This is a genomic window from Burkholderia sp. USMB20 (genome assembly GCF_000949135.2).
GTDB lineage: Bacteria > Pseudomonadota > Gammaproteobacteria > Burkholderiales > Burkholderiaceae > Burkholderia.
Genome location: NZ_JTAN02000020.1, coordinates 13,762 through 39,707 on the forward strand (window position 1 = coordinate 13,762; position 25,946 = coordinate 39,707).

At 67.4% G+C, this 25,946-nt stretch carries 26 protein-coding genes; 13 read left to right on the plus strand and 13 right to left on the minus strand.

Annotation, left to right across the window (positions count from 1 at the left end):
• The first annotated feature begins 25 nt into the window (after positions 1–25).
• From trpC to PL79_RS30000, 3 genes are read left to right on the plus strand one after another with little or no spacing between them, the layout of a single operon-like run.
• On the plus strand, positions 26–811 hold the full coding sequence (gene trpC, locus PL79_RS29990) for an indole-3-glycerol phosphate synthase TrpC (RefSeq protein ID WP_044845878.1): 786 nt from the start codon (positions 26–28) through the stop codon (positions 809–811).
• A complete protein-coding gene (locus PL79_RS29995; RefSeq protein WP_044845879.1) occupies positions 811–1,437 on the plus strand; it encodes a CYTH domain-containing protein in 627 nt (208 codons plus the stop codon). The genes trpC and PL79_RS29995 overlap by 1 nt, the downstream gene beginning before the upstream one ends.
• 13 nt (positions 1,438–1,450) lie before the next feature.
• Positions 1,451–2,392, plus strand: coding sequence for a uracil-DNA glycosylase (locus tag PL79_RS30000; RefSeq protein ID WP_044845880.1), 942 nt, complete (start codon positions 1,451–1,453; stop codon positions 2,390–2,392).
• A 128-nt stretch (positions 2,393–2,520) separates the two neighbouring features.
• Here the strand turns inward: PL79_RS30000 and PL79_RS30005 are convergent, their stop codons facing one another.
• From PL79_RS30005 to PL79_RS30020, 4 genes are all read right to left on the minus strand, one after another.
• On the minus strand, positions 2,521–3,117 hold the full coding sequence (locus PL79_RS30005; protein WP_044845881.1) for an FMN-dependent NADH-azoreductase: 597 nt from the start codon (positions 3,115–3,117) through the stop codon (positions 2,521–2,523).
• A gap of 147 nt (positions 3,118–3,264) precedes the next feature.
• Complete coding sequence (locus PL79_RS30010; protein ID WP_044845882.1) at positions 3,265–5,064, minus strand: M61 family metallopeptidase; 1,800 nt, start codon at positions 5,062–5,064, stop codon at positions 3,265–3,267.
• A gap of 126 nt (positions 5,065–5,190) precedes the next feature.
• Positions 5,191–5,919: a DsbC family protein gene (locus PL79_RS30015; protein WP_044845883.1), complete on the minus strand. Its 729-nt coding sequence runs from the start codon at positions 5,917–5,919 to the stop codon at positions 5,191–5,193.
• A gap of 90 nt (positions 5,920–6,009) precedes the next feature.
• Entirely contained in the window at positions 6,010–7,188 is a 1,179-nt protein-coding gene (locus PL79_RS30020; RefSeq protein WP_044845884.1) for a UbiH/UbiF family hydroxylase, read from the minus strand.
• A gap of 247 nt (positions 7,189–7,435) precedes the next feature.
• Here PL79_RS30020 and ychF point away from each other — a divergent pair, with 247 nt between their 5' ends.
• Positions 7,436–8,530 carry a redox-regulated ATPase YchF gene (gene ychF, locus PL79_RS30025; RefSeq protein WP_044845885.1) on the plus strand — a complete coding sequence of 365 codons (1,095 nt, stop codon included), beginning with the start codon at positions 7,436–7,438 and terminating at the stop codon, positions 8,528–8,530.
• Positions 8,531–8,945: 415 nt separating this feature from the next.
• Here ychF and PL79_RS30035 read toward each other — a convergent pair whose 3' ends face one another.
• The 5 genes from PL79_RS30035 to PL79_RS30055 form a co-directional block, all read right to left on the minus strand.
• The gene (locus PL79_RS30035; RefSeq protein WP_044845886.1) at positions 8,946–9,815 is read right to left on the minus strand and encodes an alpha/beta hydrolase family protein; all 870 of its coding nucleotides are present in this window, start codon (positions 9,813–9,815) and stop codon (positions 8,946–8,948) included.
• 333 nt (positions 9,816–10,148) lie between these two features.
• Positions 10,149–11,540: a GABA permease gene (gabP, locus tag PL79_RS30040; RefSeq protein ID WP_044845887.1), complete on the minus strand. Its 1,392-nt coding sequence runs from the start codon at positions 11,538–11,540 to the stop codon at positions 10,149–10,151.
• Between the two features lie 222 nt (positions 11,541–11,762).
• Positions 11,763–11,957 carry a hypothetical protein gene (locus tag PL79_RS30045; protein WP_124571704.1) on the minus strand — a complete coding sequence of 65 codons (195 nt, stop codon included), beginning with the start codon at positions 11,955–11,957 and terminating at the stop codon, positions 11,763–11,765.
• A 38-nt stretch (positions 11,958–11,995) separates the two neighbouring features.
• Complete coding sequence (locus tag PL79_RS30050; protein ID WP_044845888.1) at positions 11,996–12,340, minus strand: MmcQ/YjbR family DNA-binding protein; 345 nt, start codon at positions 12,338–12,340, stop codon at positions 11,996–11,998.
• A gap of 103 nt (positions 12,341–12,443) precedes the next feature.
• Positions 12,444–13,763, minus strand: coding sequence for an MFS transporter (locus PL79_RS30055; RefSeq protein ID WP_044845889.1), 1,320 nt, complete (start codon positions 13,761–13,763; stop codon positions 12,444–12,446).
• A gap of 193 nt (positions 13,764–13,956) precedes the next feature.
• On the opposite strand from PL79_RS30055, the gene gcvA reads away from it, so the two are divergent.
• The 3 genes from gcvA to ettA all read left to right on the plus strand — a co-directional run bounded on the left by gcvA (position 13,957) and on the right by ettA (position 17,153).
• Entirely contained in the window at positions 13,957–14,874 is a 918-nt protein-coding gene (gene gcvA / locus PL79_RS30060; RefSeq protein WP_044845890.1) for a transcriptional regulator GcvA, read from the plus strand.
• Between the two features lie 113 nt (positions 14,875–14,987).
• Entirely contained in the window at positions 14,988–15,296 is a 309-nt protein-coding gene (locus PL79_RS30065; protein ID WP_044845891.1) for a DUF3761 domain-containing protein, read from the plus strand.
• 189 nt (positions 15,297–15,485) lie between these two features.
• Entirely contained in the window at positions 15,486–17,153 is a 1,668-nt protein-coding gene (gene ettA, locus PL79_RS30070) for an energy-dependent translational throttle protein EttA (protein ID WP_044845892.1), read from the plus strand.
• Positions 17,154–17,296: 143 nt separating this feature from the next.
• Here the strand turns inward: ettA and PL79_RS30075 are convergent, their stop codons facing one another.
• From PL79_RS30075 to PL79_RS30090, 4 genes are all read right to left on the minus strand, one after another.
• Entirely contained in the window at positions 17,297–17,920 is a 624-nt protein-coding gene (locus PL79_RS30075; RefSeq protein ID WP_044845893.1) for an HAD family hydrolase, read from the minus strand.
• A complete protein-coding gene (locus PL79_RS30080; RefSeq protein WP_044845894.1) occupies positions 17,917–18,468 on the minus strand; it encodes an isochorismatase family protein in 552 nt (183 codons plus the stop codon). The genes PL79_RS30075 and PL79_RS30080 overlap by 4 nt, the downstream gene beginning before the upstream one ends.
• A 66-nt stretch (positions 18,469–18,534) precedes the next feature.
• Positions 18,535–20,349, minus strand: coding sequence for an aminopeptidase P family protein (locus PL79_RS30085; RefSeq protein WP_044845895.1), 1,815 nt, complete (start codon positions 20,347–20,349; stop codon positions 18,535–18,537).
• A gap of 18 nt (positions 20,350–20,367) precedes the next feature.
• Positions 20,368–20,622 (minus strand): hypothetical protein, encoded by a 255-nt coding sequence (locus PL79_RS30090; protein WP_044845896.1) that lies wholly within the window; start codon positions 20,620–20,622, stop codon positions 20,368–20,370.
• 171 nt (positions 20,623–20,793) lie between these two features.
• On the opposite strand from PL79_RS30090, the gene PL79_RS30095 reads away from it, so the two are divergent.
• From PL79_RS30095 to PL79_RS30120, 6 genes are all read left to right on the plus strand, one after another.
• Complete coding sequence (locus PL79_RS30095) at positions 20,794–21,555, plus strand: response regulator transcription factor (RefSeq protein ID WP_044845897.1); 762 nt, start codon at positions 20,794–20,796, stop codon at positions 21,553–21,555.
• Between the two features lie 26 nt (positions 21,556–21,581).
• Positions 21,582–22,880 (plus strand): glutamyl-tRNA reductase, encoded by a 1,299-nt coding sequence (gene hemA / locus PL79_RS30100; protein WP_044845898.1) that lies wholly within the window; start codon positions 21,582–21,584, stop codon positions 22,878–22,880.
• Between the two features lie 85 nt (positions 22,881–22,965).
• Positions 22,966–24,048, plus strand: a complete 1,083-nt coding sequence (gene prfA, locus PL79_RS30105) for a peptide chain release factor 1 (RefSeq protein WP_044845899.1) — start codon at positions 22,966–22,968, stop codon at positions 24,046–24,048.
• Positions 24,049–24,055: 7 nt separating this feature from the next.
• Complete coding sequence (gene prmC, locus PL79_RS30110; RefSeq protein WP_044845900.1) at positions 24,056–24,898, plus strand: peptide chain release factor N(5)-glutamine methyltransferase; 843 nt, start codon at positions 24,056–24,058, stop codon at positions 24,896–24,898.
• Positions 24,899–24,965: 67 nt separating this feature from the next.
• Positions 24,966–25,277, plus strand: coding sequence for a Grx4 family monothiol glutaredoxin (grxD, locus tag PL79_RS30115; protein WP_011883132.1), 312 nt, complete (start codon positions 24,966–24,968; stop codon positions 25,275–25,277).
• A gap of 13 nt (positions 25,278–25,290) precedes the next feature.
• The gene (locus PL79_RS30120; protein WP_044845901.1) at positions 25,291–25,887 is read left to right on the plus strand and encodes a UbiX family flavin prenyltransferase; all 597 of its coding nucleotides are present in this window, start codon (positions 25,291–25,293) and stop codon (positions 25,885–25,887) included.
• Positions 25,888–25,946: the final 59 nt, after the last annotated feature.

Below are 25,946 nucleotides of genomic sequence, written 5' to 3' on the forward strand. Positions count from 1 at the left end.
CTTTACGAATCAAGCAGGAACCCACATGAGCGACATTCTCGACCGAATCATCGCCGTCAAGCGCGAAGAAGTCGCGGCGGCCATGCGCAGCACGCCGCTCGAGGCACTGAAACTGGACGCATCGGCGCGCGACCTGCGCGACTTCGTCGGTGCACTGCGCGCGAAGCAGGCAGCGGGCCAGGCGGCGGTAATCGCCGAAGTGAAGAAGGCGAGCCCGTCGAAGGGCGTGCTGCGCGAGCATTTCGTGCCGGCCGACATCGCGCGCTCGTATGCGGCCCACGGCGCGGCGTGCCTGTCGGTGCTGACCGACGAGCAATTCTTCCAGGGCAGCGTCCGCTATCTCGAGGAAGCGCGTGCGGCGTGCACGCTGCCGGTGCTGCGCAAGGACTTCATCGTCGACGCGTACCAGATCCTCGAGGCGCGCGCGATGGGTGCCGACGCGATCCTGCTGATCGCGGCCGCGCTCGACACGCCGCTGATGCAGGACCTCGAGGCGTACGCGCACTCGCTCGGCCTCGCGGTGCTGGTCGAAGTTCACGACCGCGACGAGATGGAACAGGCGCTGACGCTGAAGACGCCGCTGCTCGGCATCAACAACCGCAACCTGCGCACGTTCGAGACGACGATCCAGACCACGCTCGACATGCTCGACATGATTCCGCCGGACCGCATGGTCGTGACCGAGTCGGGCATCCTGTCGCGCACCGACGTCGACACGATGCGCGCGGCGAACGTGAACGCGTTCCTCGTCGGCGAAGCGTTCATGCGCGCCGACCAGCCGGGCGAGGAACTGGCGCGGATGTTCTTCTGATGGCGATCGAAAAGGAAATCAAGCTCGCACTGCCGGCCGGCCAGGCCGATGCGGCGCGGCGCTTTTTCGAGACGCTGACCGGCGAAACCGGTAACGTGATCGCGCTGGCGAACGTCTACTACGACACGCCCGACCTCGCGCTGGCGCGCTCGAAGAGCGCGGTGCGCGTGCGCCGCACGCCGCACGGCTGGCTGCAGACCTTCAAGACGGTCGGCAGCGCGGAAGCCGGCCTGCATCGCCGCCATGAATGGGAATTGCCCGTCGCCGGCGATGCGCTCGAAATCGATGCGCTGGTCACCGCGTGCGACGTGCCGGAGGCTGCCGGCGCGCTGCGCGATGCGGCGCCCGCGCTGCACGCACTGTTCCGGACGGATTTTTCGCGTACGCTGTGGCGCATCGCAATCGGCGGCGCAACCGTCGAGGCCGCGGTGGACGTCGGCGAGATCGTCGTCCAGGCGGAACACGATACGCGCCGCGAACCGATCAGCGAAATCGAACTCGAACTGATCGACGGCCCGGAAGCGGCGCTCGCGACACTCGCCGCCGAACTGCAGCAAGCGCTGCCGGGCCTCGCCCCCGAAAACATCAGCAAGGCGCAACGCGGCTACCGGCTGCGCGCGCAATAAACCCGCATCACGCATGGCAACCCGCAAGACTCTCCGCACGCCGCAGCAGGCGTCGCTGTTCGATGATCCCGTGCCGGAAACGGCGCAGGACGATGTTCCCGCCCCGGCGCCTGCGCCGGCCGCAGCCGGGCGCAAGCCCGCAAAGAAGGCCGCGGCCGCCGCGCCGGTTTCCGCCGGGCCGCAGCCCGCTGCCGCCGACGCTCCCGGCACTCCCGCCGCCCCTGTTGTCGCGGATGTCCCGCACCTCGCCGCGCAATTCGACGCGCTGCCGGCCGTCTGGCGCGACGTGCTGAAACCCTTCACCGACAGCGACGCGTATGCGCCGCTGTGCCGCTTCGTCGACGACGAACGCGCGGCCGGCAAGACGGTCTACCCGACCGACGTGTTCCGCGCGCTGCGCCTGACGAGCCCGGACGACGTGAAGATCGTGATCCTCGGCCAGGACCCGTACCACGGCGACGACCGCGGCACGCCGCAGGCGCACGGCCTCGCGTTCTCGGTGCCGCCGGCCGTGCGCACGCCGCCGTCGCTGCGCAACATCTTCAAGGAGATCGCCGCGAATTTCGGCCACGACACGCCGCGTCACGGCTGCCTCGATACCTGGGCGCGCCAGGGCGTGCTGCTGCTCAACACCGTCCTGACGGTCGAGCGCGGTGCGGCCGCGAGCCACGCGAAGCGCGGCTGGGAGCAATGCACGGACACGCTGATCCGCGAACTCGCCAACCGCCATCGCGGCCTCGTGTTCATGCTGTGGGGCGCGCATGCGCAGGCCAAGCGCGCGCTGTTCGACGCGAACGCGCACTGCGTGCTCGAGGCGCCGCATCCGTCGCCGCTGTCCGCTCACCGCGGCTTCCTCGGTTGCCGCCACTTCGCGCTCGCGAACGACTACCTGGCCGACGCGGGGCGCGAGCCGATCGACTGGCGCCTGCCGGAGGTGGCCGAAACGCTTGCGTAACCGCGTTGCGCATTTAGCGCTTCACGTTTCGCTTTCGTCCGCATCAAGCAAAAACGCCGCGTCCCTTTCGGGACGCGGCGTTTTTTTCATCCGTCGGACGCAGCGGGTGCAGCGCACCCGCGTCGGCCTCAGACGGCAGCGATCGCTTCGCGTGCGCTGGCGAGCGCGGCGCTCTGCGCATCCGGCCCGAGGTTCAGGCCTTCAGCGTGGATGAAGTTCACGTCGGTCAGGCCGATGAAGCCGAGGAACGAGCGCAGGTACGGCGTCTGGCTGTCGTTCGGCGTACCCAGGTACTTGCCGCCGCGGGCCGTCACCACGTGAACCTTCTTGCCCTTGATCAGGCCTTCCGGACCGTTCTCGGTGTAGCGGAACGTGACGCCTGCGCGGGCGATCCAGTCGAAATACGTCTTCAGTTGCGACGACACGCCGAAGTTGTACATCGGTGCGCCGATCACGATGATGTCGGCGGCTTGCAGTTCGGCGATCAGCGCATCGCTCTTCGCGACGATCGCATTCTGTTCCGCGCTGCGCTGGTCGGCCGGCGTGAAGAATGCGCCGAGCACCGATTCATCGAGGTGCGGCAGCGCGTCGGCCAGCAGGTCGCGAACCACGACCTTCGAACCGGGGTTCGATTGTTGCAGCTTTGCCGTCAGTTCGTTGGCCAGCAGCGTGGATTGCGCACCTTGCGAGCGCGCCGCGGAATTGATTTGCAGAATGGTCGTCATGTCAGGCTCCGGTTTGGTTGCGCTTCGGTAGCGCGAGTGACGCCATTGTGCGTGGCCGCATGGCCGCGAAAAAGCGGGTTCAGGGCGACGGATTGTTGCAGCAACAGAACAATCCATGATCGCGCCCCGAAACCCGCCCGTGCATGCTCAGCCCTTCAGCCAGGCTTCGCGGGCCTTCTGCGCGGCAGCCGGTTTCGCGGCGGCCGCGAGCCGGTAGCGCGCGATTTCCGGCCCGTCCAGTTTCAGTTTCGCGGTCCGCAGCTCGTCGCGGCGGAATACGTGCACCTCGACCTTGTCGCCCGGCCGGTAACGCGCGAGCAGCATGTCGAGGTTCGTGCCGGTGACGCGCAGCCCGTCGAGCGCGATCAGCGTGTCGCCCGCCGACAGCCCCGCGCGATGCGCGCCGCCGCCTTCGTAGACCGCCGCCAGCGTGCAGTCCGCGCCGCCGCGCAGCCGCGCGCCGATGGTCGGCTTCGCGGTCGCACCCGCTGCAACCTCCGGCGTGAGCGTCACGCCGAACGGCGCGAGCAGGTCGGCGAGCGGCAGGTCGCGCGTGCCGTGCACGGCGTCGGCGAACAGCCGGCCGAGCGCCACGCCCGTCGCTTCCTCGATCAGCGTGTCGACCTCGTTTTCCTCGACACCCGCCTGCTTGCCGCGATAGAACTCGCGGCCGTAGCGTTGCCACAGCAGACGCATCACGTCGTCGAGCGACTTGCGGTTGCGCGTCTGCGCGCGGATCGCGAGATCGAACGCAAGCGCGACGAGCGAACCCTTCGTGTAATAGCTGACGATCGCGTTGGTCGCGTTCTCGTCCTGACGGTAGTACTTGATCCACGCGTCGAACGAGCTGTCCGCGACGCTCTGCTTCAGGCGCCCCGTACCGCGCAGCACGCCGCCGACGGTACGGCCGAGCGCCGCGAAATATTCGTCCTGCGACATCAGTCCGCTGCGCACCAGCATCAGGTCGTCGTAATACGACGTGAAGCCTTCGAACAGCCACAGCAGCGACGTGTAGTTTTCGCGCGCGAGGTCGTACGGCACGAACGCGGCCGGTTTGATGCGCTTCACGTTCCACGTATGGAAATACTCGTGGCTGCAAAGGCCGAGGTAAGTACGATAGCCTTCCGTCGTTTCCGACCGGCCCTTCACCGGCAGGTCGGTGCGGTTGCAGATCAGCGCGGTCGACGCACGGTGCTCGAGGCCGCCGTAGCCGTCGCTGACCGCGAGCGTCATGAACACGTAGCGGTCCATCGGCGCCTGCTTCGATTTCGGTTCGAACAGCGCGATCTGCGCTTCGCACACGCGCTTCAGGTCGGTGCGCAGCCGCTCCATGTCGAGCTGCGTCACGCGCCCGGCGATCACGATGTCGTGCGGCACACCGTGCGCGTCGAACGTCGCCAGCGCGAATTCGCCGATCGTCACCGGATGGTCGGCGAGCTCGTCGTAGTTCGCTGCGCGATACGCGCCGAACCCGTAGCGCCTGGTCCCGCGTGCCTCGGGCAACGACGTGCCGACGCGCCACGTGCGAAACGCCGGGCCCGCCGGTTTCGCGATGTCGACCTCGCATGGCGCATCCTCGCGGCCGGCGGCGCTCAGGAACACGGCCGTGGCGTTGAAGAAGCCGCCCGAGTCGTCGAGATACGCGGAGCGGACCGACAGGTCCCATGCGTACACGTCATAGCGCAACGTCAGCGCGCCGTTCACCGGCGCGGCCTGCCACGTGTTCTTGTCGGTTTTCGCGATCCGCACCTTGCGGCCCGCGTCGTTGAACGCGGCGAGCGTCACGATGTTGCGCGCGAACTCGCGCACGAGGTAGCTGCCCGGAATCCATACCGGCAGCGAGAAGCGCTGGCCTTCGGGATCGGGATCGGTGACCGTCACCGTCACTTCGAACAGGTGCGCGGCAAGATCTTTCGGGGCAATCGAATAGCGGATCGGCTGGGTCATCGTGGCAATCGGTCGAAAATCGGACGGGAAATCAGACGGAATACGGCGGCGGAAACGAAGAGAGGCGCCGGCAGAGATCGCGGGCGCCCCTCGCTGGCCGGGCCGTGCGGCCCGGCGTGTCGCCGGTTACTTGCTCGACGCGAGCGCCTGGTTCAGCTGGTCGGCCGACACCGCGCCCGGCAGGCGGCGGCCGTCGGGCAGGAAGATCGTCGGCGTGCCGGTGACGTTCATCCCGCGGCCGAGCGCGAGGTTCTTGTCGAGCGCGGTCGTATCGCAGGCGCCGGCGCCGGTCGGCACGCGATGGTCGAGCATCCAGCCCTCCCAGGATTTCGCGCGGTCGGTCGCGCACCAGATCGCCTTCGACTTCGTGGTCGAATCGGGCGACAGCACCGGATACAGGAACGTGTAGACGGTCACGTTGTCGACCGACTGCAGCGTCGTCTCGAGGCGCTTGCAGTACGGGCAGTTCGGATCGGAGAACACCGCGATCTTGCGGGCGCCGTTGCCCTTGACGACCTTGATCGCGTTCGCGAGCGGCAGGCTCGCGAAGTCGATCTTGTTGAGGTCGGACAGGCGCGCGTCGGTCAGGTTCTTGTGCGTCTTGGTGTCGACGAGATCGCCGAGCAGCACGTAGTCGCCGGCTGCATCGCTATAGATGATCTGCGTGCCGAGGTTCACTTCGTACAGGCCCGCGACGGGCGACTTCGACACGCTCTTGATCGGCGCGTCGTTGCCGAGACGCGCTTGCAGCGTGGCTTTCAGCTTGTCGGTGGTCTGGTCGGCCTGCGCGGTACAGCCGAGCGTCGCCATCGTGACGGCCAGCGCCAGCGATGCGATGCGGATCGTTTTTTTCATCCTGTCGTTCCTTCAGCTCAATCGGAGTGCACGTCACAGTGTACGCCGTAACGGAACCGAGTCCGACAGGCCGAGGGCGCGAAGGTTCGCTCAGCCGAGCGCGGCCGACACGAGCCAGCGCTTCACGAGCGGTTGCGCGCCGACGAACGCCATGCCCGCGTTGCGGACCGCCTTCGCGAACGAGCCCGGAACCGCGAACAGCCGCTGCAGCCCGTCGGTCGCGACCATCAGTGCGCGGATGTCCTCGCGGCGCGAGCGCTCGTAGCGGCGCAGCAGCACCGTGTCGCCGAGGTTGCGGAAGCTCTCCTTGTTCGCGATCGCATCGGCGAGTGCCGCGACGTCGCGCAGCCCGAGGTTCATCCCCTGCCCCGCGAGCGGATGGATCAGGTGCGCGGCATCGCCGACCAGCGCGACGCGCGGGGCGATCAGCTTGTCGACCGTCTGCAGCGCGAGCGGGAAGCCGGCCGCCGGCGTCACGCATTCGAGCGTGCCGACCTGGCCGTGCGACACGCGCTCGACTTCCGCCGCGAGCTGCGCGGGATCGAGCGCGAGCAGTTCGTCCGCATGCGCTGTGTGCGCGGACCACACGAGCGATACGTGACCGTCCGGCAGCGGCAGCAACGCAATGATCTCGCCTTCGTGAAACCACTGACAGGCCGTCTCGCGGTGCGGCAGCGACGCCTTGAAGTTCGCGACGACGCCCGTCTGCCGGTAATCGCGCCGCTCGACCCTGGCCCCCATTTGAGAACGCACCCACGAATGCGCGCCGTCCGCGCCGACCACGAGGTCCGCTTCGAGCACCTGGCCCGACGACAGCGTGAGCACGGCCGCGTCGTCGCGCACGTCGAAGCCCTGTGCACGCGCGTCGAACCACGTGAGGTTCGGCTGAAACCGCAGCGCCGCGTCGAGCGACGTCTCGATCAGCGACGATTCGGCGATCCAGGCCAGTTGCGGCACGGAGGCCTGGTACGCGGAGAAATGCAGTTCCGCGTGCGCGTCGCCGTACACGCGCATGTCGTAGACCGGCGCGAGCCGGCCATGGTCGAGCGCCTGCCAGACCCGCAGCCGCTCCAGCAATGCCTGCGAGCTGGACGACAGCGCGTAGATGCGGATGTCGAACGCGAGATCGGCGGGGCGCGGCGTGGCCGGCTGGGCGAGCAAGGCGGTCTTGTAGCCGGACTGGGTCAGTGCGAGCGCGGCCGTCTTGCCGACGAGCCCGCCGCCGACCACGGCGACGTCGAAGGTGTGGTGGGCAGTCATGGCGGGCATTATAGCCGTGGGGCCAATCCCTTACGCGGCCGGACTTTGCGGGAAATCAGCAGAATCGCAGGCGGGTCCGGCAGCGCGGCGGCCCGTCGCATCGGGCGTTCGGGTGAAGGCCGGAAACCGGGGCGTCGGCACGGTACAATAGCGCCTTTGAACGTCGGCCCGCCGCGCCCCGCGCGCCGGCCGTCCCTATTTTCCCGCGCCGCCGTGCCTTGTCCGGCCGCGCCGCTCCACCCGTCCGAAGGATTCCATGAGTCTCAAATGCGGCATCGTCGGCTTGCCCAACGTCGGCAAGTCCACCCTGTTCAATGCGCTGACCAAGGCCGGCATCGCCGCCGAGAACTACCCGTTCTGCACGATCGAGCCGAACGTCGGCATCGTCGAAGTGCCTGACACGCGCCTGAAGGCGCTCGCCGAGATCATCAACCCCGAGCGCATCGTGCCGGCCGTCGTCGAATTCGTCGACATCGCGGGCCTCGTCGCGGGCGCGAGCAAGGGTGAAGGCCTCGGCAACCAGTTCCTCGCGAACATCCGCGAAACCGATGCGATCACGCACGTCGTGCGCTGCTTCGAGGACGACAACGTCATCCACGTCGCCGGCAAGGTCAGCCCGATCGACGACATCGAAGTGATCAACACCGAACTCGCGCTCGCCGACCTCGGCACCGTCGAGAAGGCGCTCACGCGCTACTCGAAGGCCGCGAAGTCCGGCAACGACAAGGAAGCGGTGAAGCTCGCCGCGGTGCTCGAGAAGGTGCGCGCGCACCTCGACCAGGGCAAGGCCGTGCGCGGCCTCGATCTGTCGGACGACGAGCAGGCGCTGCTCAAGCCGTTCTGCCTGATCACCGCGAAGCCGGCGATGTACGTCGCGAACGTGAAGGACGACGGCTTCGAGAACAACCCGCACCTCGACGTGGTGCGCAAGTATGCGGAAAGCGAGAACTCGCCGGTGGTCGCGGTGTGCGCGGCGATCGAGGCGGAAATCGCCGATCTCGACGATGCGGACAAGGAAGCGTTCCTCGCCGACATGGGCATGGAAGAGCCGGGCCTCGACCGCGTGATCCGCGCGGGCTTCAAGCTGCTCGGCCTGCAGACCTACTTCACCGCCGGCGTGAAGGAAGTGCGCGCGTGGACGATCCATATCGGCGACACGGCGCCGCAAGCGGCCGGCGTGATTCACACCGACTTCGAGCGCGGCTTCATTCGCGCGCAGACGATCGCATTCGACGACTTCGTCGCGTACAAGGGCGAACAAGGTGCGAAGGAAGCCGGGAAGATGCGCGCGGAAGGGAAGGAATACGTCGTGCACGACGGGGATGTGATGAACTTCCTGTTCAACGTCTGACGCATCAACAGACGCTGTTTCGTGCAGTGTCACGGTAACCAGGAAAAGCCCGCGGAAGTCGCGGGCTTTTTTCATTTCGAACGGGTTCGTGAAGGTTTGCGATGAGTGGTCGCGGATAACCTTTACGTCATTTCCTTCGTCGCCGCCGTTACACAGATCGCCTGTGCCGCAGGTCGCATCGAACCATGGCTCCATGCGTTACGCGTCGATTTTTCGCATGATGCGTCGGGCGCTTTCTTCCACTTTGCGATCCCGCTTCGAGCTTCTGCCTGCGCCGAGGCCGCTCGCACACCAGCGTGTCGACCAGTTGCTGCAGCGCTCGCTCGGCGACAAGTTGATCTCTCCACGCGTGGCAATTCATGCGGGTCCGATTCGAATCGAGCGCCCGCCATACACCCGTGCGACGCCGGAATCCTCAACGTTGCAATCCTGCGGCGAGTTCCGGCCACAGCGATGAATGGCTGCGGCGAAACATGCCGACGTGACCGATTGCTCGGCCTTCGCAGTTTTCCGGACTGATGAAGTGGATATGGCTTCTGGCGCGCGGCAACCATCGCAGCCAGTCTTCTATATTGGCCGGCGTTGCAAGCGGATCGTCGACTGCCGCGACGACCGTGATCGGCGCGCAGAATTCGCCGTAGTAATGGTGTGTGACGCCGCGCCCGAACTCGTTCGCGACGTATCCGGGGCGGCGACACCATCGCGCCCATTGCAGCCCGACCTGCGCCGGCAGATCGTCGCCCCAACCGAGTGCTCTGGCTGGCACATAGCCGAACAGGCGTGCAAAAACCGGTACATAAAGATGCACCAACCATGACGCGGCGATTCGCGTCGGCCACCCGATGTTGCCGACGTAACCGGAGGAGGCGGATATCGCACACAGCGAGCGAACCGATGCGTGGTTCGGCATCAGGCCGACCAGTTGCGCACCCGCGCTATGTCCGATCAGGTGCGCATCGCTTGCTCGGGTTTCGTCGAGGAGCCAATCGAGCGCAGCGGGCATGTCCAGTTGCCCCCAATCCTGTTTGCGGGCGCGCGAATGGCGGACGTGCCTCTCGTCGAGCGATGCGCCGATCCCCCGGTAATCGAATACGAACGTCGGATGGCCGCTATCGCGCAGCCACTCCGCGAACGCAAAATAGAAAGACTGACGCAACCCGGTTGCAGGACAGACGAGCACGGGTGAACGGCTATCGGCCGCTGCCGGGAAATAGGTGCCCTGCAGCGCATACCCGTCGACGGCGCGAAACGCAACGCGCACTCGGGGAAGTGATGGCTCAGTCATTGCGTTCGATAACGAACGAGCGATCTCGTTTCGAGACGCAATGACCAATCAACGCTCGCCAAATCGATCCTTCCATCGATTCACTCCAGTTCTCGAAGTGACCAATGTATGGAGAGGGCGTCGGCGATGAAATCAGACGAGTTCGATTTTGCGAGTCCTTATGTCAATGATTCGCTGCGGTGATGAACGCTCCAGGTTCCGCGACAAGTGCCTCCGTTTGCTGGTGCAAAACAAATGGCCCGATCGCCAATGCCGATCGGGCCACTTTCACGACGGGAATCCCCGTGTCTACCGACAGCGAACGCTCAGGCCCGCTGCCGCATCGTCACTTCATCACATCGCCGACACCCGCCGCCCCGCCCCCGCTCGCGCATCGCGACCGCGCTTGTTCAGCCAAGACGCAAACAGCACGAGCAGCGCGAGCACGGCCGTCGCACCGACTTCCATCCGGTGTTCCTCGCTGACGAACATCACGGTCAGCGTGCCGCAGATGAACAGGATCACCGCCCACGTGAGCCACGGGAACAGCCACATCCGCAGCGTCAGGTCGGCGCCGCCCGATTCGAGCGTCCTGCGCATCCGCAGCTGCGAGATCGCGATCACGAGATACACGAGCAGCGCGATCGCACCCGACGTCGCCAGCAGGAAGCCGAACACCTGCTCCGGCATCAGGTAGTTCGCGATCACGGTCAGGAAACCGAATGCGGTCGATGCCAGCACGGCCGCACGCGGCGTACCGGTCGAATCGGTGCTGTGCAGGAACGCAGGTGCGTCCTTGCGCTTGGACAGCGAGAACAGCATCCGTGATGCGGTGTACAGCGCGGAATTCAGGCAGCTCGCGACCGACACGAGCACGATCACGTCGATGATCGCCTTCGCGTTCGGAATGCCGATCAGCTCCATCGCACGCTGATACGAGCCGTGCTTCGGCAGCAGCGGATCGTTCCACGGCACGATCGCCGCGACGACGAGGATCGAGCCGAGATAGAACAGCGTGATACGCCAGATGACGGAATTGGTCGCACGCACGATCTGGCGTTGCGGGTTGTCCGACTCGGCGGCCGCGATCGTCACGATCTCGGTACCGAGGAACGAGAACATCGTCGTCAGCATCGCCGCGAGCACCGCGCCGGCGCCGTTCGGCATGAAGCCCTGGTGCGCGAAGAGGTTCGACACGCCCGATACGGCCGGCGCGGGCACGATGCCGACGATCGCCGCACCGCCGATGCACAGGAACACGACGATCGCGACAACCTTGATCAGCGCGAACCAGAATTCGAATTCGCCGTAGTTCTTGACCGAGAAGAGGTTGGTGATCGTCAGCAGCAGCGTGATGCCGAGCGCGAAGATCCAGGTCGCGACGCCGGGGAACCACGCATTGAGGATGGTAGCCGCAGCGGTTGCCTCGATCGGGATCACGAGCACCCAGAACCACCAGTACAGCCAGCCGATGGAGAAGCCCGCCCAGTGACCGATCGCGCGATCGGCATAGGTCGAGAACGAACCGCTGTCCGGATGCGCGACGGCCATCTCGCCGAGCATGCGCATCACCAGCACGACCAGGACGCCCGCGATCGCATACGCGAGGATCGAAGCCGGGCCGGCTTCCGCGATTGCGTGGCCGGAGCCGACGAACAAGCCCGCGCCGATGACGCCGGCAATCGACATCATCGTCACGTGCCGCTGCTTCAGACCCGTGCCGAGGCCTGTCTTGCTTCCACTCATGTGTCTCTCTCCAAAAAACGGTTCCGGTATGACCGGTGTCGCGTGAAGGCGGCAGGGAGTTGTCGTTGTTGAACCCGGCAGCCCGCCGCGCATGCGCGCATACGGGCAGGAAGCCGGGTCGAGCTGTTCCGGTCGGTGCGCGACGCAGTCTGCGAAGCCGCGGGTGCGATGCGGCGCACGAGGTGCCGGCGCATCGCGTGCGCCCCTTCCGTCGGCTGTCGGTCAGCCGCCTTCGAAGCGAAGGAGTGTAAGCATCAAACGGTTCTTCACTAAGAACCAATTGAAGAATTTCGATGGATCCACTTGTTGCATCGATGCGAACCGATGCAACGCATGATCCGGTTCGGCGTCCGCCTGCGGGCAGCCGGATCGGGCAAGTGATGACGGCGCGTGCCCGCTCGGCATCATGGTGAACACGTTCCGTCGAAGCGGATCGCGTGCCGCGCCGGCGCGGCTCAGTTGGCGTCGTCCGGCCCTGCGTCGCGCCATTTGGCCGGCACGATTGCGCGCCATTCGCGCAGAAGCAGGTTTTTCACGGCGTCGGGATGCGCGGCCGACAGGCGCACCAGCACGATCGGCCAGCCCGCATAGTGGTCGGTCACGTAATACACGTCGGGTTCCGCTTCGATCAGCCACGCGCGCTCGTCGGGGCCGACGCCCTTCACGACGAGCGTATCGCCGTCCTCGCGCAGGCGCGCGAGCATCTTGCCCTTCACCTTGAGTGCGGGCGTGCCGTACGACGTCCCCTCCTCGACGCCGCGCCATGCGAGCGCGATCTGCCGCACTTCGTCGAATGTCACGATGCGCCTCCAGCCGTCGATGATCGAGTTCCGGCCACCGTAACGGAAATCGTAGATCGCGCCTAGCTGGAAGGCGCCGTGCCTTGCAGCGGGCGACGCGCGTCTAGCGGCCGGCCGCGCGCACGGCCATCTGCGCGCGGCCGGTGGTGGCGACGATCGCGAACGCGATCGCATTGGCGGCCGCGCTGGCCAGGATCGGCACGAGATAACCGCCACCCGCGTCGTAGATGAAACCGGCCGCAGCCGGCCCGATCAGCGTGCCGAACGCAATGCTCGTGTACAGCACGCCGATGATCGCGCTCACGTTGCGGCCGCCGAAGTAGTCCATCACGACGGCGGGCAGCACGGCGACCCAGCCGCCGTAGAACACGCCGAACACGAGTGCGAACGCGGCCAGCGTCGCGACGCTGCCGGCGCCGGCCCACGCGACGAGCGCGACGGCCATGCCCGCGAACATCGCGAGCAGCGATGCGCGGCGGCCGAAGCGGTCGGCGAGGCCGCCGAGAAAGAAGCGCCCAGCCGTGCTGCCGACGCCGATCGCGCCGAGCAGCAGCACGGCCGTCGACGATGCGACGCCATGATCGAGCGCATACGGCACGAGGTGCACGAACGGCACGAAGACGCCGAACGAGCACACGAGGCACGCCGCGTAGAGGCTCGCGAACGGTCGCGACGTGACGGCCTCGCGCAGCGTCGCACCGGTGGGCGCCGATGCGGCAGCCCGCGCGCGATCAGCAGCGTTCACGGAGTCCGGGGCCCCTGCCGTGTGCCCGCCCGCTTCCGGCAAGCCTCCGCCGGCGGCGGGATGCACGGCCTCCCCGTCCGGCAACAGCCCGCGCCCGCGCGGGTCGTTCTCGATCAGCAGCGACATCCCGGCGCCGATCGCGACGGCGAGCGCCGCAAGCGTGAAATAGGCGCCGCGCCAGCCGACGTGCGCGATCAGCGCAGAGGCGAGCGGCGGCATCACGAGCGTGCCGACGCCGATCCCCGCGACCGCGAGCCCCGACGCGAAGCCGCGCCGCCGCACGAACCAGCGCTGCACGGCGCCGACGGCCGGCACATACGCGCAGCCGACGCCGAGACCGACACCGAGCCCGTACGCGACATAGACCTGCAGCAGCGTATGCGCGGCGCCGGCCGCCGCGAGACCCGCCGCCGTCAGCAACATGCCGGTGACGGCGAGCCGCCGTGAGCCGAAACGATCGGCAAGCGGGCCGCTGACGATGCCGAAGCCGAAATACAGAAAGCCGGCCAGCGAGAACACGAGCGAGATCTGCCCGCGCGATGCGGCGAAATCCCGCTGCAGCGCTTCGACGAACGCGCTGAACGTGTACGCACTGCCGAAGCCGACGAACGTGACGGCGAACGCGGCCGCCACCACATACCAGCCGTAGAAAACGCGCGACGCGCGCGGGCCGCTCATGACGATGCTCCTCTCAGGTTCCGCCGGACGCCGCGCGGCGTCCGGATTGCCTCATGGATATAGTTGAACTATGTTGGTCGCATCGACCGCCGCAAGTCAGCCGTGACGAATCGGATCCGACGCGACAACGGTACTCGCGCGCATGCCTTGCCTCAAACGATATTTCGTCGGCCTTTCGCTTTAGAAAAACTCAATGAACCGTTCCCGTCTGCCACCGCTCAACGCGTTGCGCGCGTTCGAGGCGGCGGCCCGCCACCTGTCGGTGAAATCGGCAGCGCAAGAGCTGTCGGTCACGCCCGGCGCGGTGAGCCAGCTGATCCGCACGCTCGAGACCCATCTCGGCGTGCAACTGTTCGAGCGCGTGAACCGCGGCATCCTGCTGACCGCCGCGGGCCGCGACTATCTGCCGCCCGTGCGCAACGCGTTCCGGCAAATCGCCGACGCGTCGCAGCGCGTGTCGGGCGCCGCCGACAGCGGCGTGCTGACGGTGAGCGTCACGCCGTTTTTCGCATCCGCATGGCTCGTGCCGCGCCTCGCGCAGTTCCGCGATGCATGCCCGGACGTCGACCTGCAGATCGTCGCGAGCCATGCGCTCGCCGATTTCTCGCGCGACGGCGTCGACGTCGCGATCCGCCACGGTCTCGGCCGCTACATCGGGCTGTGCAGCGAACGGCTGCTGACCGTGGAGATCGTCGCGCTTGCGGCGCCGGAACTCGTCGCGCGGCTGGGCATGCCGGCCACGCCCGCCGACCTGGCCGGATGGCCGCATCTGCACGACGCCGAACGCAAGGGCTGGCACATCTGGTTCGACGCGCAGCGAATCGCCGATTTCGGCCCGCCGCGCGGCCCCGCGTTCGACGATTCCAGTCTGTTGCTGCAGGCGATCCTCGCCGGCCAGGGCGCCGGCCTGCTGCCGGCGGCGATGGTGCGCGGCGAGCTCGCGAGCGGCCGGCTCGTGCAGCTTGCCGACGTCGCGTGGCTCGACGACTTCGCGTACTACCTCGTCTATCCGCCGCATCATGCGGAGCGCGCGAAAGTCGCCGCGTTCCGTCGGTGGATTCTCGAGGCCGCCCAGGCCGACGGCGCGGCATCGATGACGGGCACGGCGTAGCGTCGCTGCAGCGCGGGGCGGCGGCAACGATCTCGAGCCGATCGGCTAACATGCGGCCCGGGCCGTCGGCCCGCCAGCCACCGGCAACGGACAACGACATCCGCAGAGAGACCATGCCCGCCCTGCTCCGCCGCGCGACACGCATCGCAACCCTGTCGGCCGCGCTGTTCGGCGCGTGCGCCGCCCTGCCGCCCGCGGCGCACGCCTATCGCGCGTCGCCCGGCTACGGCAGCGAAGCCGACCTCGACCGGCACGACACGTACCGCAATCGCGACGGCGACACCGTCCATGCACCGGCACATTCGAAATCGGGCCGCGTGCCCGAGGGCGCGAGCGCGCGCTGCCGCGACGGCACGTACAGCTTCAGCCGCCATCGGCGCGGCACCTGCTCGGGGCACGGTGGCGTCGCCGGATGGCTGTGAACGCGGGTCGGCCGAATGGCCAGCGCGGTGCCAGCGGCAGCCGGCGCCGAAGTACAATACGCGCTCGCACCGCCAACCCGCGGCGACACCGCTGCGCCCCGCGCGGCACGCTCCGTACCGAATCACCCGACGCCACGCACGCCGATGCGCTGCGCGGCAGTCTCAACCCTTTCTGAGTTTCACACCCAAATGGCCCAATACGTTTTCACGATGAACCGGGTCGGCAAGATCGTGCCGCCCAAGCGCCAGATCCTGAAGGACATCTCGTTGTCGTTCTTTCCCGGCGCGAAGATCGGCGTGCTCGGCCTGAACGGCTCGGGCAAGTCGACGCTGATCCGCATCATGGCGGGCGTCGACAAGGACATCGAAGGCGAAGCGACGCCGATGCCGAACCTGAACATCGGCTACCTGCCGCAGGAACCGCAGCTCGATCCGACGAAGACGGTGCGCGAAGCCGTCGAGGAAGGCCTCGGCGACCTGTTCCAGGCGAACAAGAAGCTCGAGGAAATCTACGCGGCCTATGCGGAACCGGACGCCGACTTCGACGCACTCGCGGCCGAGCAGGCGAAATACGAAGCGATCCTCGCATCGAGCGACGGCGGCAGCCCCGAACAGCAGCTCGAAGTGGCCGCCGACGCGCTGCGCCTGCCGGCGTGGGACGCGAAGATCGAGCACCTGTCGGGCGGCGAGAAGCGTCGCGTCGCGCTGTGCAAGCTGCTGCTCGAGAAGCCGGACATGCTGCTGCTCGACGAACCGACCAACCACCTCGACGCGGAATCGGTCGACTGGCTCGAGCAGTTCCTGGTGCGCTTCCCGGGCACCGTCGTCGCCGTCACGCACGATCGCTACTTCCTCGACAACGCGGCCGAGTGGATTCTCGAACTCGACCGCGGCCACGGCATTCCGTGGAAGGGCAACTACAGCAGCTGGCTCGACCAGAAGGAAGAGCGCCTGAAGCAGGAAGAAGCGTCGGAATCGGCGCGCCAGAAGGCGATCAAGAAGGAACTGGAGTGGGTGCGCCAGAACCCGAAGGGCCGCCAGGCGAAGTCGAAGGCGCGTATCGCGCGCTTCGAGGAGCTGAACAGCCAGGAATACCAGAAGCGCAACGAAACGCAGGAAATCTTCATTCCGGTCGGCGACCGCCTCGGCAATGAAGTGATCGAGTTCAAGAACGTCAGCAAGTCGTTCGGCGACCGCCTGCTGATCGACAACCTGAACTTCAAGATTCCGGCCGGCGCGATCGTCGGCATCATCGGCCCGAACGGCGCCGGCAAGTCGACGCTGTTCAAGATGCTGACCGGCAAGGAACAGCCGGATTCGGGCGAAGTCGTGATGGGCCCGACCGTGAAGCTCGCGTACGTCGACCAGAGCCGCGATGCGCTCGACGGCTCGAAGACGGTGTTCGAGGAAATCTCGGGCGGCGCCGACGTGCTGACGGTCGGCAAGTACGAAACGCCGTCGCGTGCGTACATCGGCCGCTTCAACTTCAAGGGCGGCGACCAGCAGAAGATCGTCGGCAACCTGTCCGGTGGTGAGCGCGGCCGCCTGCACCTCGCGAAGACGCTGATCTCCGGCGGCAACGTGCTGCTGCTCGACGAACCGTCGAACGACCTCGACGTCGAAACGCTGCGCGCGCTGGAAGACGCGCTGCTCGAATTCGCGGGCTCGGTGATGGTGATCTCGCACGATCGCTGGTTCCTCGACCGGATCGCGACGCACATCCTCGCGTTCGAAGGCGATTCGCAGGTCACGTTCTTCGACGGCAACTACCAGGAATACGAAGCCGACAAGCGTGCGCGCCTCGGCGAGGAAGCCGCGAAGCCGAAGCGCCTGCGCTACAAGCCGATCAGCCGCTGAACGATGCGGCCCGTGTATCCGGCGACGCGACGCCGGGTGCCGAACGCGGCCGCCTCCGGATCGGCAGAACGACAAAGCGGGCTCATGGCCCGCTTTTTTTTCATCCGCCTGTCTGCATTCGGCTGCGGCGTCCGGCGCGCCGCCTACGCGAGCGCGCCCAGCTCGCGCAAACGCGCCTCGGTCGCGGCCGCGCTCGTGTGATGAATGCCATGCCAGCCGAGTGCCGTCGCGGCCGCCGCGTTCTTCGCGTTGTCGTCGATGAACACGAGCTCATGCGGCGCAATGCCCGGCAGGTGCGGCTCGATCCGCGCGTGCATCTCGCGGTAGATCGCCGGATCGGGTTTCACGAGCTTCACGCGACCCGACACGACGATGTCCTTGAAGCGCCGCAGCACCGGGAAGTTGTCCCACGCATACGGAAAGGTCTGCGCGGACCAGTTGGTCAGCCCGAAGAGCGGCATCCCCTGCGCATCGAGCCGGTCGACGAGCGCGGCGCCTTCGTCGAGCACGCCGCCGATCATCTCGTGCCAGCGCGCGTAGAACGCGCGAATCAGCGTCTCGTGCGCCGGAAACTTCGCGACCAGCTCGCTCGTCCCTTCGTCGATTGTCTGCCCGCCGTCCTGGCGGATCACCCAGTCCATCGCGCACACGTGCGTGAGGAACCAGCGGCGCTCGGCTTCGTCCGGAATCAGATGCCGGTACAGGTACTCGGGGCTCCAGTCGATCAGCACGCCGCCGAAATCGAACACCACCGCCTTGATCGTCATGCGAACTCCGTGGCGAGCACGTCGGCGAGCGGACGCGGCGTCACCGCATTGCCCGACAGCGTATTGTTTTCCCACACGAAGTGATGATGCGCGACGATCTGCGCGGCCGACAGGTGCGCGCGCTCGTTCGTCGTGTGCAGGTCGGACACGACGGTCGTCCGGTAGCCGAGCAGTGCCGCGCGGCGCGCGGCCGAATCGACGCAGAACTCGGTCGCATAACCGCAGATCAGCACCGAACGGATGCCATGGCCGTCGAGCTGCGCGGCGAGCGGCGTGTCGTGGAACGAATCGCTCACCTGCTTGCGGATGCGCCAGTCGGCGCGACCGACGATCAGTTCCTCATGCAGTTCCCAGCCGGGCGTGCCGGACACGATGTCGTCGTCCGCATCGCCGTCGTGCTGCACGAAGCACACGGGCGCGTTTGCCGCACGTGCCGCCGCCGTCAGCAGGTTGATGCCCGACACGACGTCGTCGAGCCGGTACGCGGGCCGCGCCCGCTGCACCAGCCCGCGCTGCATGTCGATCACGATCACTGCGGTGTCTGCCATCGATTGCCCTCTCCGTCGTGGTCCGGCCGTCGCGCGGCCGATATCTGTCGTGTATGGCGCGTCGCGTCAGATCGGCTGCGTGCGCGCGTCGAGCCACGCCTTCGCGTCGCCGCTCACGTGCCGGCCGACGCGTTCGCGCACGGTCGCGTGATACGCGTTCAGCCACGCGCGTTCTTCTTCATGCAGCATCTCGATCAGCACGCAGCGCGTGTCGATCGGGCACAGCGTCAGCGTCTCGAACGCGAGGAAGTCGCCGAACTCGGTCTGCCCGCCCGCGCGGTTCACGACCAGGTTTTCGATCCGGATGCCCCATTTGCCGGGCCGGTACACGCCCGGCTCGATCGACGTGATCATCCCCTCTTCCATCGCCGTGTACGGCTCGGCTGGCGCGTAGTGCGAGATGACCTGCGGGCCCTCGTGCACGTTCAGGAAGTAGCCGACGCCGTGACCGGTGCCGTGGCCGTAGTCGAGCCCGGCCGCCCACATCGGCGCGCGCGCGATCGCGTCGAGCATCGGCGAGCGGATGCCGCGCGGGAAGCGTGCGCGCGACAGCGCCATCATCGACTTCAGCACGATCGTGAAATCGCGGCGCTGCAGGTCGCTGACCGTGCCGACCGGCACGACGCGCGTGATGTCGGTGGTGCCGGTCGTGTACTGGCCGCCCGAATCGACGAGCAGCAGGCCGTCGCCGGCGATCGTCGCGTGCGACTCGGGCGTCGCGCGATAGTGCGGCATCGCACCGTTCGCGTTGAAGCCGGCGATCGTCGCGAAGCTCGGCGACACGTAGCCGGGGCGCCGTGCGCGCGCGGCCGTGAGTCGCTCGTCGATCGTCAGCTCGGTGATCGTCTCGCGGTTCACCGCCTGCTCGAACCACGCGAAGAACTCGGCGAGCGCGGCGCCGTCGTGCTCCATCGTCACGCGCACGTGCTCGATCTCGGCGGACGTCTTGCGCGACTTCGCGAACGTCGACGGGTTCACGGCCTCGATCAGCTTCACGCCGGCCGGCACGGCCTCGAGCGTGCCGAACGTCACGCGGCGCGGATCGATCAGCAGCGTCGCGCCGTCCGGCAGCGCCGCGAGCGCCGCGCGCGCGGCGTCGTACGCGCGGACCTCGACGCCGTCCTGCGCGAGCGACGCGGCCAGCGCCGGCGACACCTTGCCGTCGGCGACGAACAGCGTCGCGCGATCGGCCCCGATCATCGCGTGTGCGACGAACACGGGGTTGAAGTTGACATCGGCGCCGCGCAGGTTGAACAGCCACGCGAGATCGTCGAGCGTCGACACGAAATGCCATTGCGCGCCCTGCGCGTGCATCGCACGGCGCACTTCGGCGAGCTTGCTCGCGCGTGTCGTGTCGGCCTGCGGCGCCACGTGCTCGAACACCGCGTCGCCCGGCAGCCCCGGGCGCTCCGGCCAGATCGCGTCGAGCAGGTCGAGATCGGTGCGCAGCGCGATGCCGCGCGCGCTCAGCGCGGCCGTCAGCGCGCGTGCCGCCGCGACGCCGAGCACGGCGCCGTCGACGCCGACCGTCGTCCCGGCCGGCACGTTCTGCGCGAGCCAGTCGACGTGCGGCGCGCTCTGCTGCCCGCCCGTCATCTTCATCAGCTGGACGCCCGTGCCGGCGAGTTCGGCCTCGGCCTGCACCCAGTAGCGGCTGTCGACCCACAAGCCCGCGAAATCCGCGGTCACGACCAGCGTGCCGACCGAGCCCGTGAAACCGGACAGCCAGCGTCGCGCCTGCCAGCGCTCGGGCAGGTACTCGGACAGGTGAGGATCGGCGGACGGCACGAGATAGGCGGCCAGGTCCTCGCGGACCATCGCGCCGCGCAGCAGCGCGAGGCGGGCCGGCACCGACGAGACTTCGGGGAGACGGGCATTCATGATTTCACCTGAGAGCGTTCAGCGACGGGCCGACACGGCGACCGTCACGGCTACGGCGAGGAACGCGACACCGGTGCAGACCGGCCATTCGAGCGTTTCGCCGTCGTAAAACAGTCCAGAGAGATTGCCGGCCATGCGCGCGGCGGCGGCGCCTGCGATGCCGACCAGCACCACGATCCACCATGCCGGCCGGCCCGTGCGCCGCATCGGATGCAGCCACCGGCCGAACAGCCCGACGGCCGCTCCCAGGACAAGGATTCCAAACCAGTTCATTCGACGCCTTCTATAAATTCAGATTCGTCCCATAGGCGTGAACGTTGCCAGCGGCTAGCATCGATTCATCCATCGAACCCGAGACCAGCCGGGCGCCGCGAACATTCGAGTGTAGGGGCCGACCCGACGTTATGGCAAGCGCGCACCCGCAGGCGTATTGAAGAAATCCTCATGCGAATCGCTCTCATCGATCCGGAGGCGCATCATGCTGCGCTCCTGAACCGCCTGCTGTTCGCCGGCGGTCATGTGTGCCACGCGTTTCCGTCCAGCGCGGCGTTCTTCGAGTGGCTCGCCACCGATACCTGCGACATGCTGATCATCGGCAACTGGGCCGGCGACCAGCCGGCCGAGGTAGTCATTCCGCGGGCGCAGGCGATCCTGCCCGGGCTGCCGGCCATCGCCGTGATGCAGCTAGCGCGCGAAAGCGAAGTCGTGTCGTGCCTGCACGCGGGCGCCGACGACTGCCTCGTGCGCCCGGTGAGCGGCCCCGAGCTCCTCGCACGCGTCAACGCGCTGAGCCGGCGCGCGGGTGTCCGGCGGCCGCCGAATCGCTCGCGCGAAATGTATGGAGAATACGCATTCGATGCGACCCACAGCCTCGTGCGCTTCGGCAATGCGATCGTCGCGCTCACGCCGAAGGAGTTCCGCTTCGCACAGCTGCTGTTCGCGAACCTGTCGCGGCCCGTGTCGCGCGCCCATATCCTCGAAACGGTGTGGGCCCGCCGCCGCGACATGAAGTCGCGCACGCTCGACACCCATGCGTCCCGGCTGCGCAGCAAGCTGCGGCTGCTTCCGGAGCGCGGCTACCGGCTTCTGCCGCTCTACGGCTACGGCTACCAGCTCGACCGCGTGCCGATCGAGCCCCCAAATTCGAGGCCGCGCCACGCCGATGCCCGGTATGCCGCAAGTGAGGAAATCGCTGAAACGCTATAATATGGGGCTAAACGATAGCCCTCGATATGCAACTCCTCACGATCGGAATCAACCACCACACTGCGCCTGTCGCCCTGCGCGAACGCGTGGCGTTTCCGCTCGAGCAAATCAAGCCGGCTCTCGTCACGTTCAAGAACGTGTTCCTCGGCCCCCAGGCGCCGAATGCGCCCGAAGCGGCAATCCTCTCCACCTGCAACCGCACCGAACTCTATTGCGCGACCGACGATCGGGCCGCCCGCGAGGGTGCGATTCGCTGGCTGTCGGAGTACCACCAGATTCCGGTCGACGAACTCGCCCCGCACGTCTATGCGCTGCCGCAATCGGAAGCGGTCCGGCACGCATTCCGCGTCGCGTCGGGTCTCGATTCGATGGTGCTCGGCGAAACGCAGATCCTGGGCCAGATGAAGGATGCGGTGCGCACCGCGACGGAAGCCGGCGCGCTCGGCACCTATCTGAACCAGCTATTCCAGCGCACGTTCGCCGTCGCGAAGGAAGTGCGCGGCACGACCGAGATCGGCGCGCAGTCGGTGTCGATGGCCGCCGCCGCGGTCCGCCTCGCGCAGCGCATCTTCGAAAAAGTGTCGGATCAGCGCGTGCTGTTCATCGGCGCCGGCGAGATGATCGAGCTGTGCGCGACGCACTTCGCCGCGCAGAGCCCGCGCGAGCTCGTCGTCGCGAACCGCACGGCCGAACGCGGCCAGCGGCTCGCCGAACGTTTCAACGGCCGCGCGATGCCGTTGTCGGACCTGCCTGCCCGCATGCACGAATTCGACATCATCGTGTCGTGCACCGCGTCGACGCTGCCGATCATCGGCCTCGGCGCGGTCGAACGTGCGGTGAAGGCGCGCCGCCACCGGCCGATCTTCATGGTCGACCTCGCGGTGCCGCGCGACATCGAGCCGGAAGTCGGCAAGCTGAAGGACGTGTTCCTCTACACCGTCGACGATCTCGGTGCGATCGTGCGCGAAGGCAACGCATCGCGCCAGGCCGCGGTTGCACAAGCCGAGACGATCATCGAAACCCGCGTGCAGAACTTCATGCAGTGGCTCGACACGCGCAGCGTCGTGCCGGTGATCCGTCACATGCATACGCAGGCCGACGCGCTGCGCCGCGCGGAAGTCGAGAAGGCGCAGAAGCTGCTCGCGCGCGGCGACGATCCGGCCGCCGTCCTCGAAGCGCTGTCGCAGGCGCTCACCAACAAGCTGATCCACGGCCCGACGAGCGCGCTCAACCGCGTGAACGGCACCGACCGCGATTCGCTGATCGACCTGATGCGCGGGTTCTACCAGCACGCGCCGCGCTCGAACGACCAGTCCGGCCACTAGCGCCGGCCGGTTGCCCCTGCCGCCGGCCGCGCGCCGGCCTATCCTTTTCGAATACCCCTTTTGTCCGGGAGCGTCGCTCCACACCATGAAGACGAGCATGCAACGCAAGCTCGACCAGCTGTCTATCCGGCTGGCCGAACTGAACGACCTGCTGAGCCGCGAAAACGTCACGGCCGACCTCGACCAGTACCGCAAGCTGACGCGCGAACACGCGGAACTCGGCCCGGTCGTCGAGCAGTACGCGCTGTGGCGCCAGTCGCGCAGCGACGAGACGGCCGCGCAGGAGCTGGTCGCCGATGCATCGATGCGCGATTTCGCCGAAGACGAGATTCGCAGCGCGCGGGAACGCATGGTTCGCCTCGAAGGCGAGTTGCAGAAGATGCTGCTGCCGAAGGACCCGAACGACGACCGCAACATCTTCCTCGAAATCCGCGCGGGCACCGGCGGCGACGAATCGGCGCTGTTCGCGGGCGACCTGCTGCGCATGTACCTGCGCTTCGCGGAACGCCAGCGCTGGCAGGTCGAGATGATGTCGGAGAGCCCGTCGGATCTCGGCGGCTACAAGGAAGTGATCGTGCGGATCGCCGGCCAGGGCGCTTACTCGCGGCTGAAGTTCGAATCGGGCGGCCATCGCGTGCAGCGCGTGCCGGCGACCGAGACGCAGGGGCGCATCCACACGTCCGCCTGCACGGTCGCGGTGATGCCGGAAGCCGACGAAATCGGCGAGGTCGAGATCAATCCGGCCGACCTGCGGATCGACACGTTCCGCGCGTCGGGTGCGGGCGGCCAGCACATCAACAAGACCGATTCGGCGGTGCGCGTCACGCACATCCCGACCGGGATCGTCGTCGAGTGCCAGGACGACCGCTCGCAGCACAAGAACAAGGATCGTGCGCTGAAGGTGCTCGCCGCGCGCATCAAGGACAAGCAGTATCACGAGCAGCACGCGAAGGAAGCGGCGACGCGCAAGAGCCTGATCGGCTCGGGCGACCGCTCGGAGCGGATCCGCACGTACAACTTCCCGCAGGGCCGGATGACCGACCACCGGATCAACCTCACGCTGTACCGGCTCGAGGCGCTGATGGACGGCGATCTCGACGAACTGATCGGCGCGCTCGTCACCGAACACCAGGCCGAACTGCTCGCGTCGCTCGGCGACACCGACTGAGGTCGCGATGTCCGACACCACCGCCGACGATCTGCTGCGCGCGTCGCCGCTCGACCCGGTCGATGCGCGCGTGCTCCTCGCGTACGCGCTCGGCTGGACCCGCACGCAGCTGATCACGCGCGGCGACGCCCCGCTCGAGCCAGCCGCGATCGCGCGCTACCGCGCGCTCGAAGCGCGCCGCGTGGCGGGCGAGCCGGTCGCGCAGCTCGTCGGGATGCGCGAATTCTTCGGCCGGCCGTTCGATGTGACGCCCGACGTGCTGATCCCGCGCCCCGAAACCGAACTCCTCGTCGAAGCCGCGCTCGACGCGATCGACGGTCGCCCGCATCCGGCCGTGCTCGATCTCGGCACCGGCAGCGGCGCGATCGCCGTGTCGATCGCCGCCGAACGGCCCGACGCACGCGTGTGGGCGCTCGACCGCTCATCGGCCGCGCTCGACGTCGCCCGGCGCAACGCGCACAAGCTGCTCGACGCGCGCCGCCCCGGCGGCCCGCTGCACTGGCTGCAGAGCGACTGGTACGCCGCGCTCGATCCGACGCTCGCGTTCGACACGATCGTCAGCAATCCGCCGTACATCGCGCAGCACGATCCGCACCTCGCGCAGGGCGACCTGCGGTTCGAGCCGCGCGGCGCGCTCACCGACGATGCCGACGGCCTCAGCGCGATCCGCACGATCGTCGCAGGCGCCGGCGCCTACCTGAAACCGGGCGGCACGCTCTGGATCGAGCACGGCTACGACCAGGCCGAAGCCGTGCGTGCCTTGCTCGTGTCACGCGGCTTCGTCGCGGTCGAATCGCTCGCCGATCTCGCCGCGATCGAACGCACCACGGGCGGCCGCCGGCCCGTCTGACGGCCGGCCCGCCCGGTTGAAATCCGCTATCATTTCGTTCTAACGCCCCGCCAACGCAAGGTCAGTCATGGACACCCAACAACGTATCAAGCAAATCGTCGACGAAAACCAGGTCGTGCTCTTCATGAAGGGCAACGCGCAATTCCCGATGTGCGGCTTTTCGGGCCGCGCCGTGCAGGTGCTGAAAGCCTGCGGCGTCGACCAGTTCAAGACGGTCAACGTGCTCGAGGACGACGAGATCCGCCAGGGCATCAAGGAATTCTCGAACTGGCCGACCATCCCGCAGCTGTACGTGAAGGGCGAATTCATCGGCGGCTCGGACATCATGATGGAGATGTACCAGTCGGGCGAACTGCAGCAACTGTTCGCCGCCGCGTAACGCCCCGTTCCCGATGGCATCTCCCAGCGCGCCGCCACGCCGGCTGATCGTCGCGATCACCGGCGCCACCGGCGCGGTCTACGGCGTGCGGCTGCTCGAATTGCTGCGCGCCGCCGGCGGCGTCGAAACGCATCTGCTGGTTTCGAACGCCGGCTGGCTCAATATCCAGCATGAATTGCAGCTGTCGAAGGCTGAAGTCGAAAGCCGGGCGGATGTCGTGCATTCGGTGCGCGATGTCGGCGCGACGATCGCGTCCGGTTCGTTCGCGACCGACGGGATGGTGATCGCCCCGTGCTCGATGAAGACGCTCGCGAGCGTCGCGCACGGCCTGTCGGACAACCTGATCACGCGCGCGGCCGACGTCACGCTGAAGGAACGCCGCCGTCTCGTGCTGATGGTGCGCGAAACGCCGTTCAACCTCGCGCATCTGCGCAACATGACCGCCGTGACCGAAATGGGCGGCATCGTGTTTCCGCCGCTGCCCGCGTTCTACGCGATGCCGAAGACGATCGAGGAACTCGTCGACCAGACCGTCACGCGCGTGCTCGACCTGTTCGCGCTCAGCGCACCGATGACGACGCCGTGGGCCGGCATCCGGCCCGCACGGTAAGCCGCTCGCCGCGGCGCTTCGGCGCCGTTCTCCACGTATCTTCGTCGATTCGGCCGCCT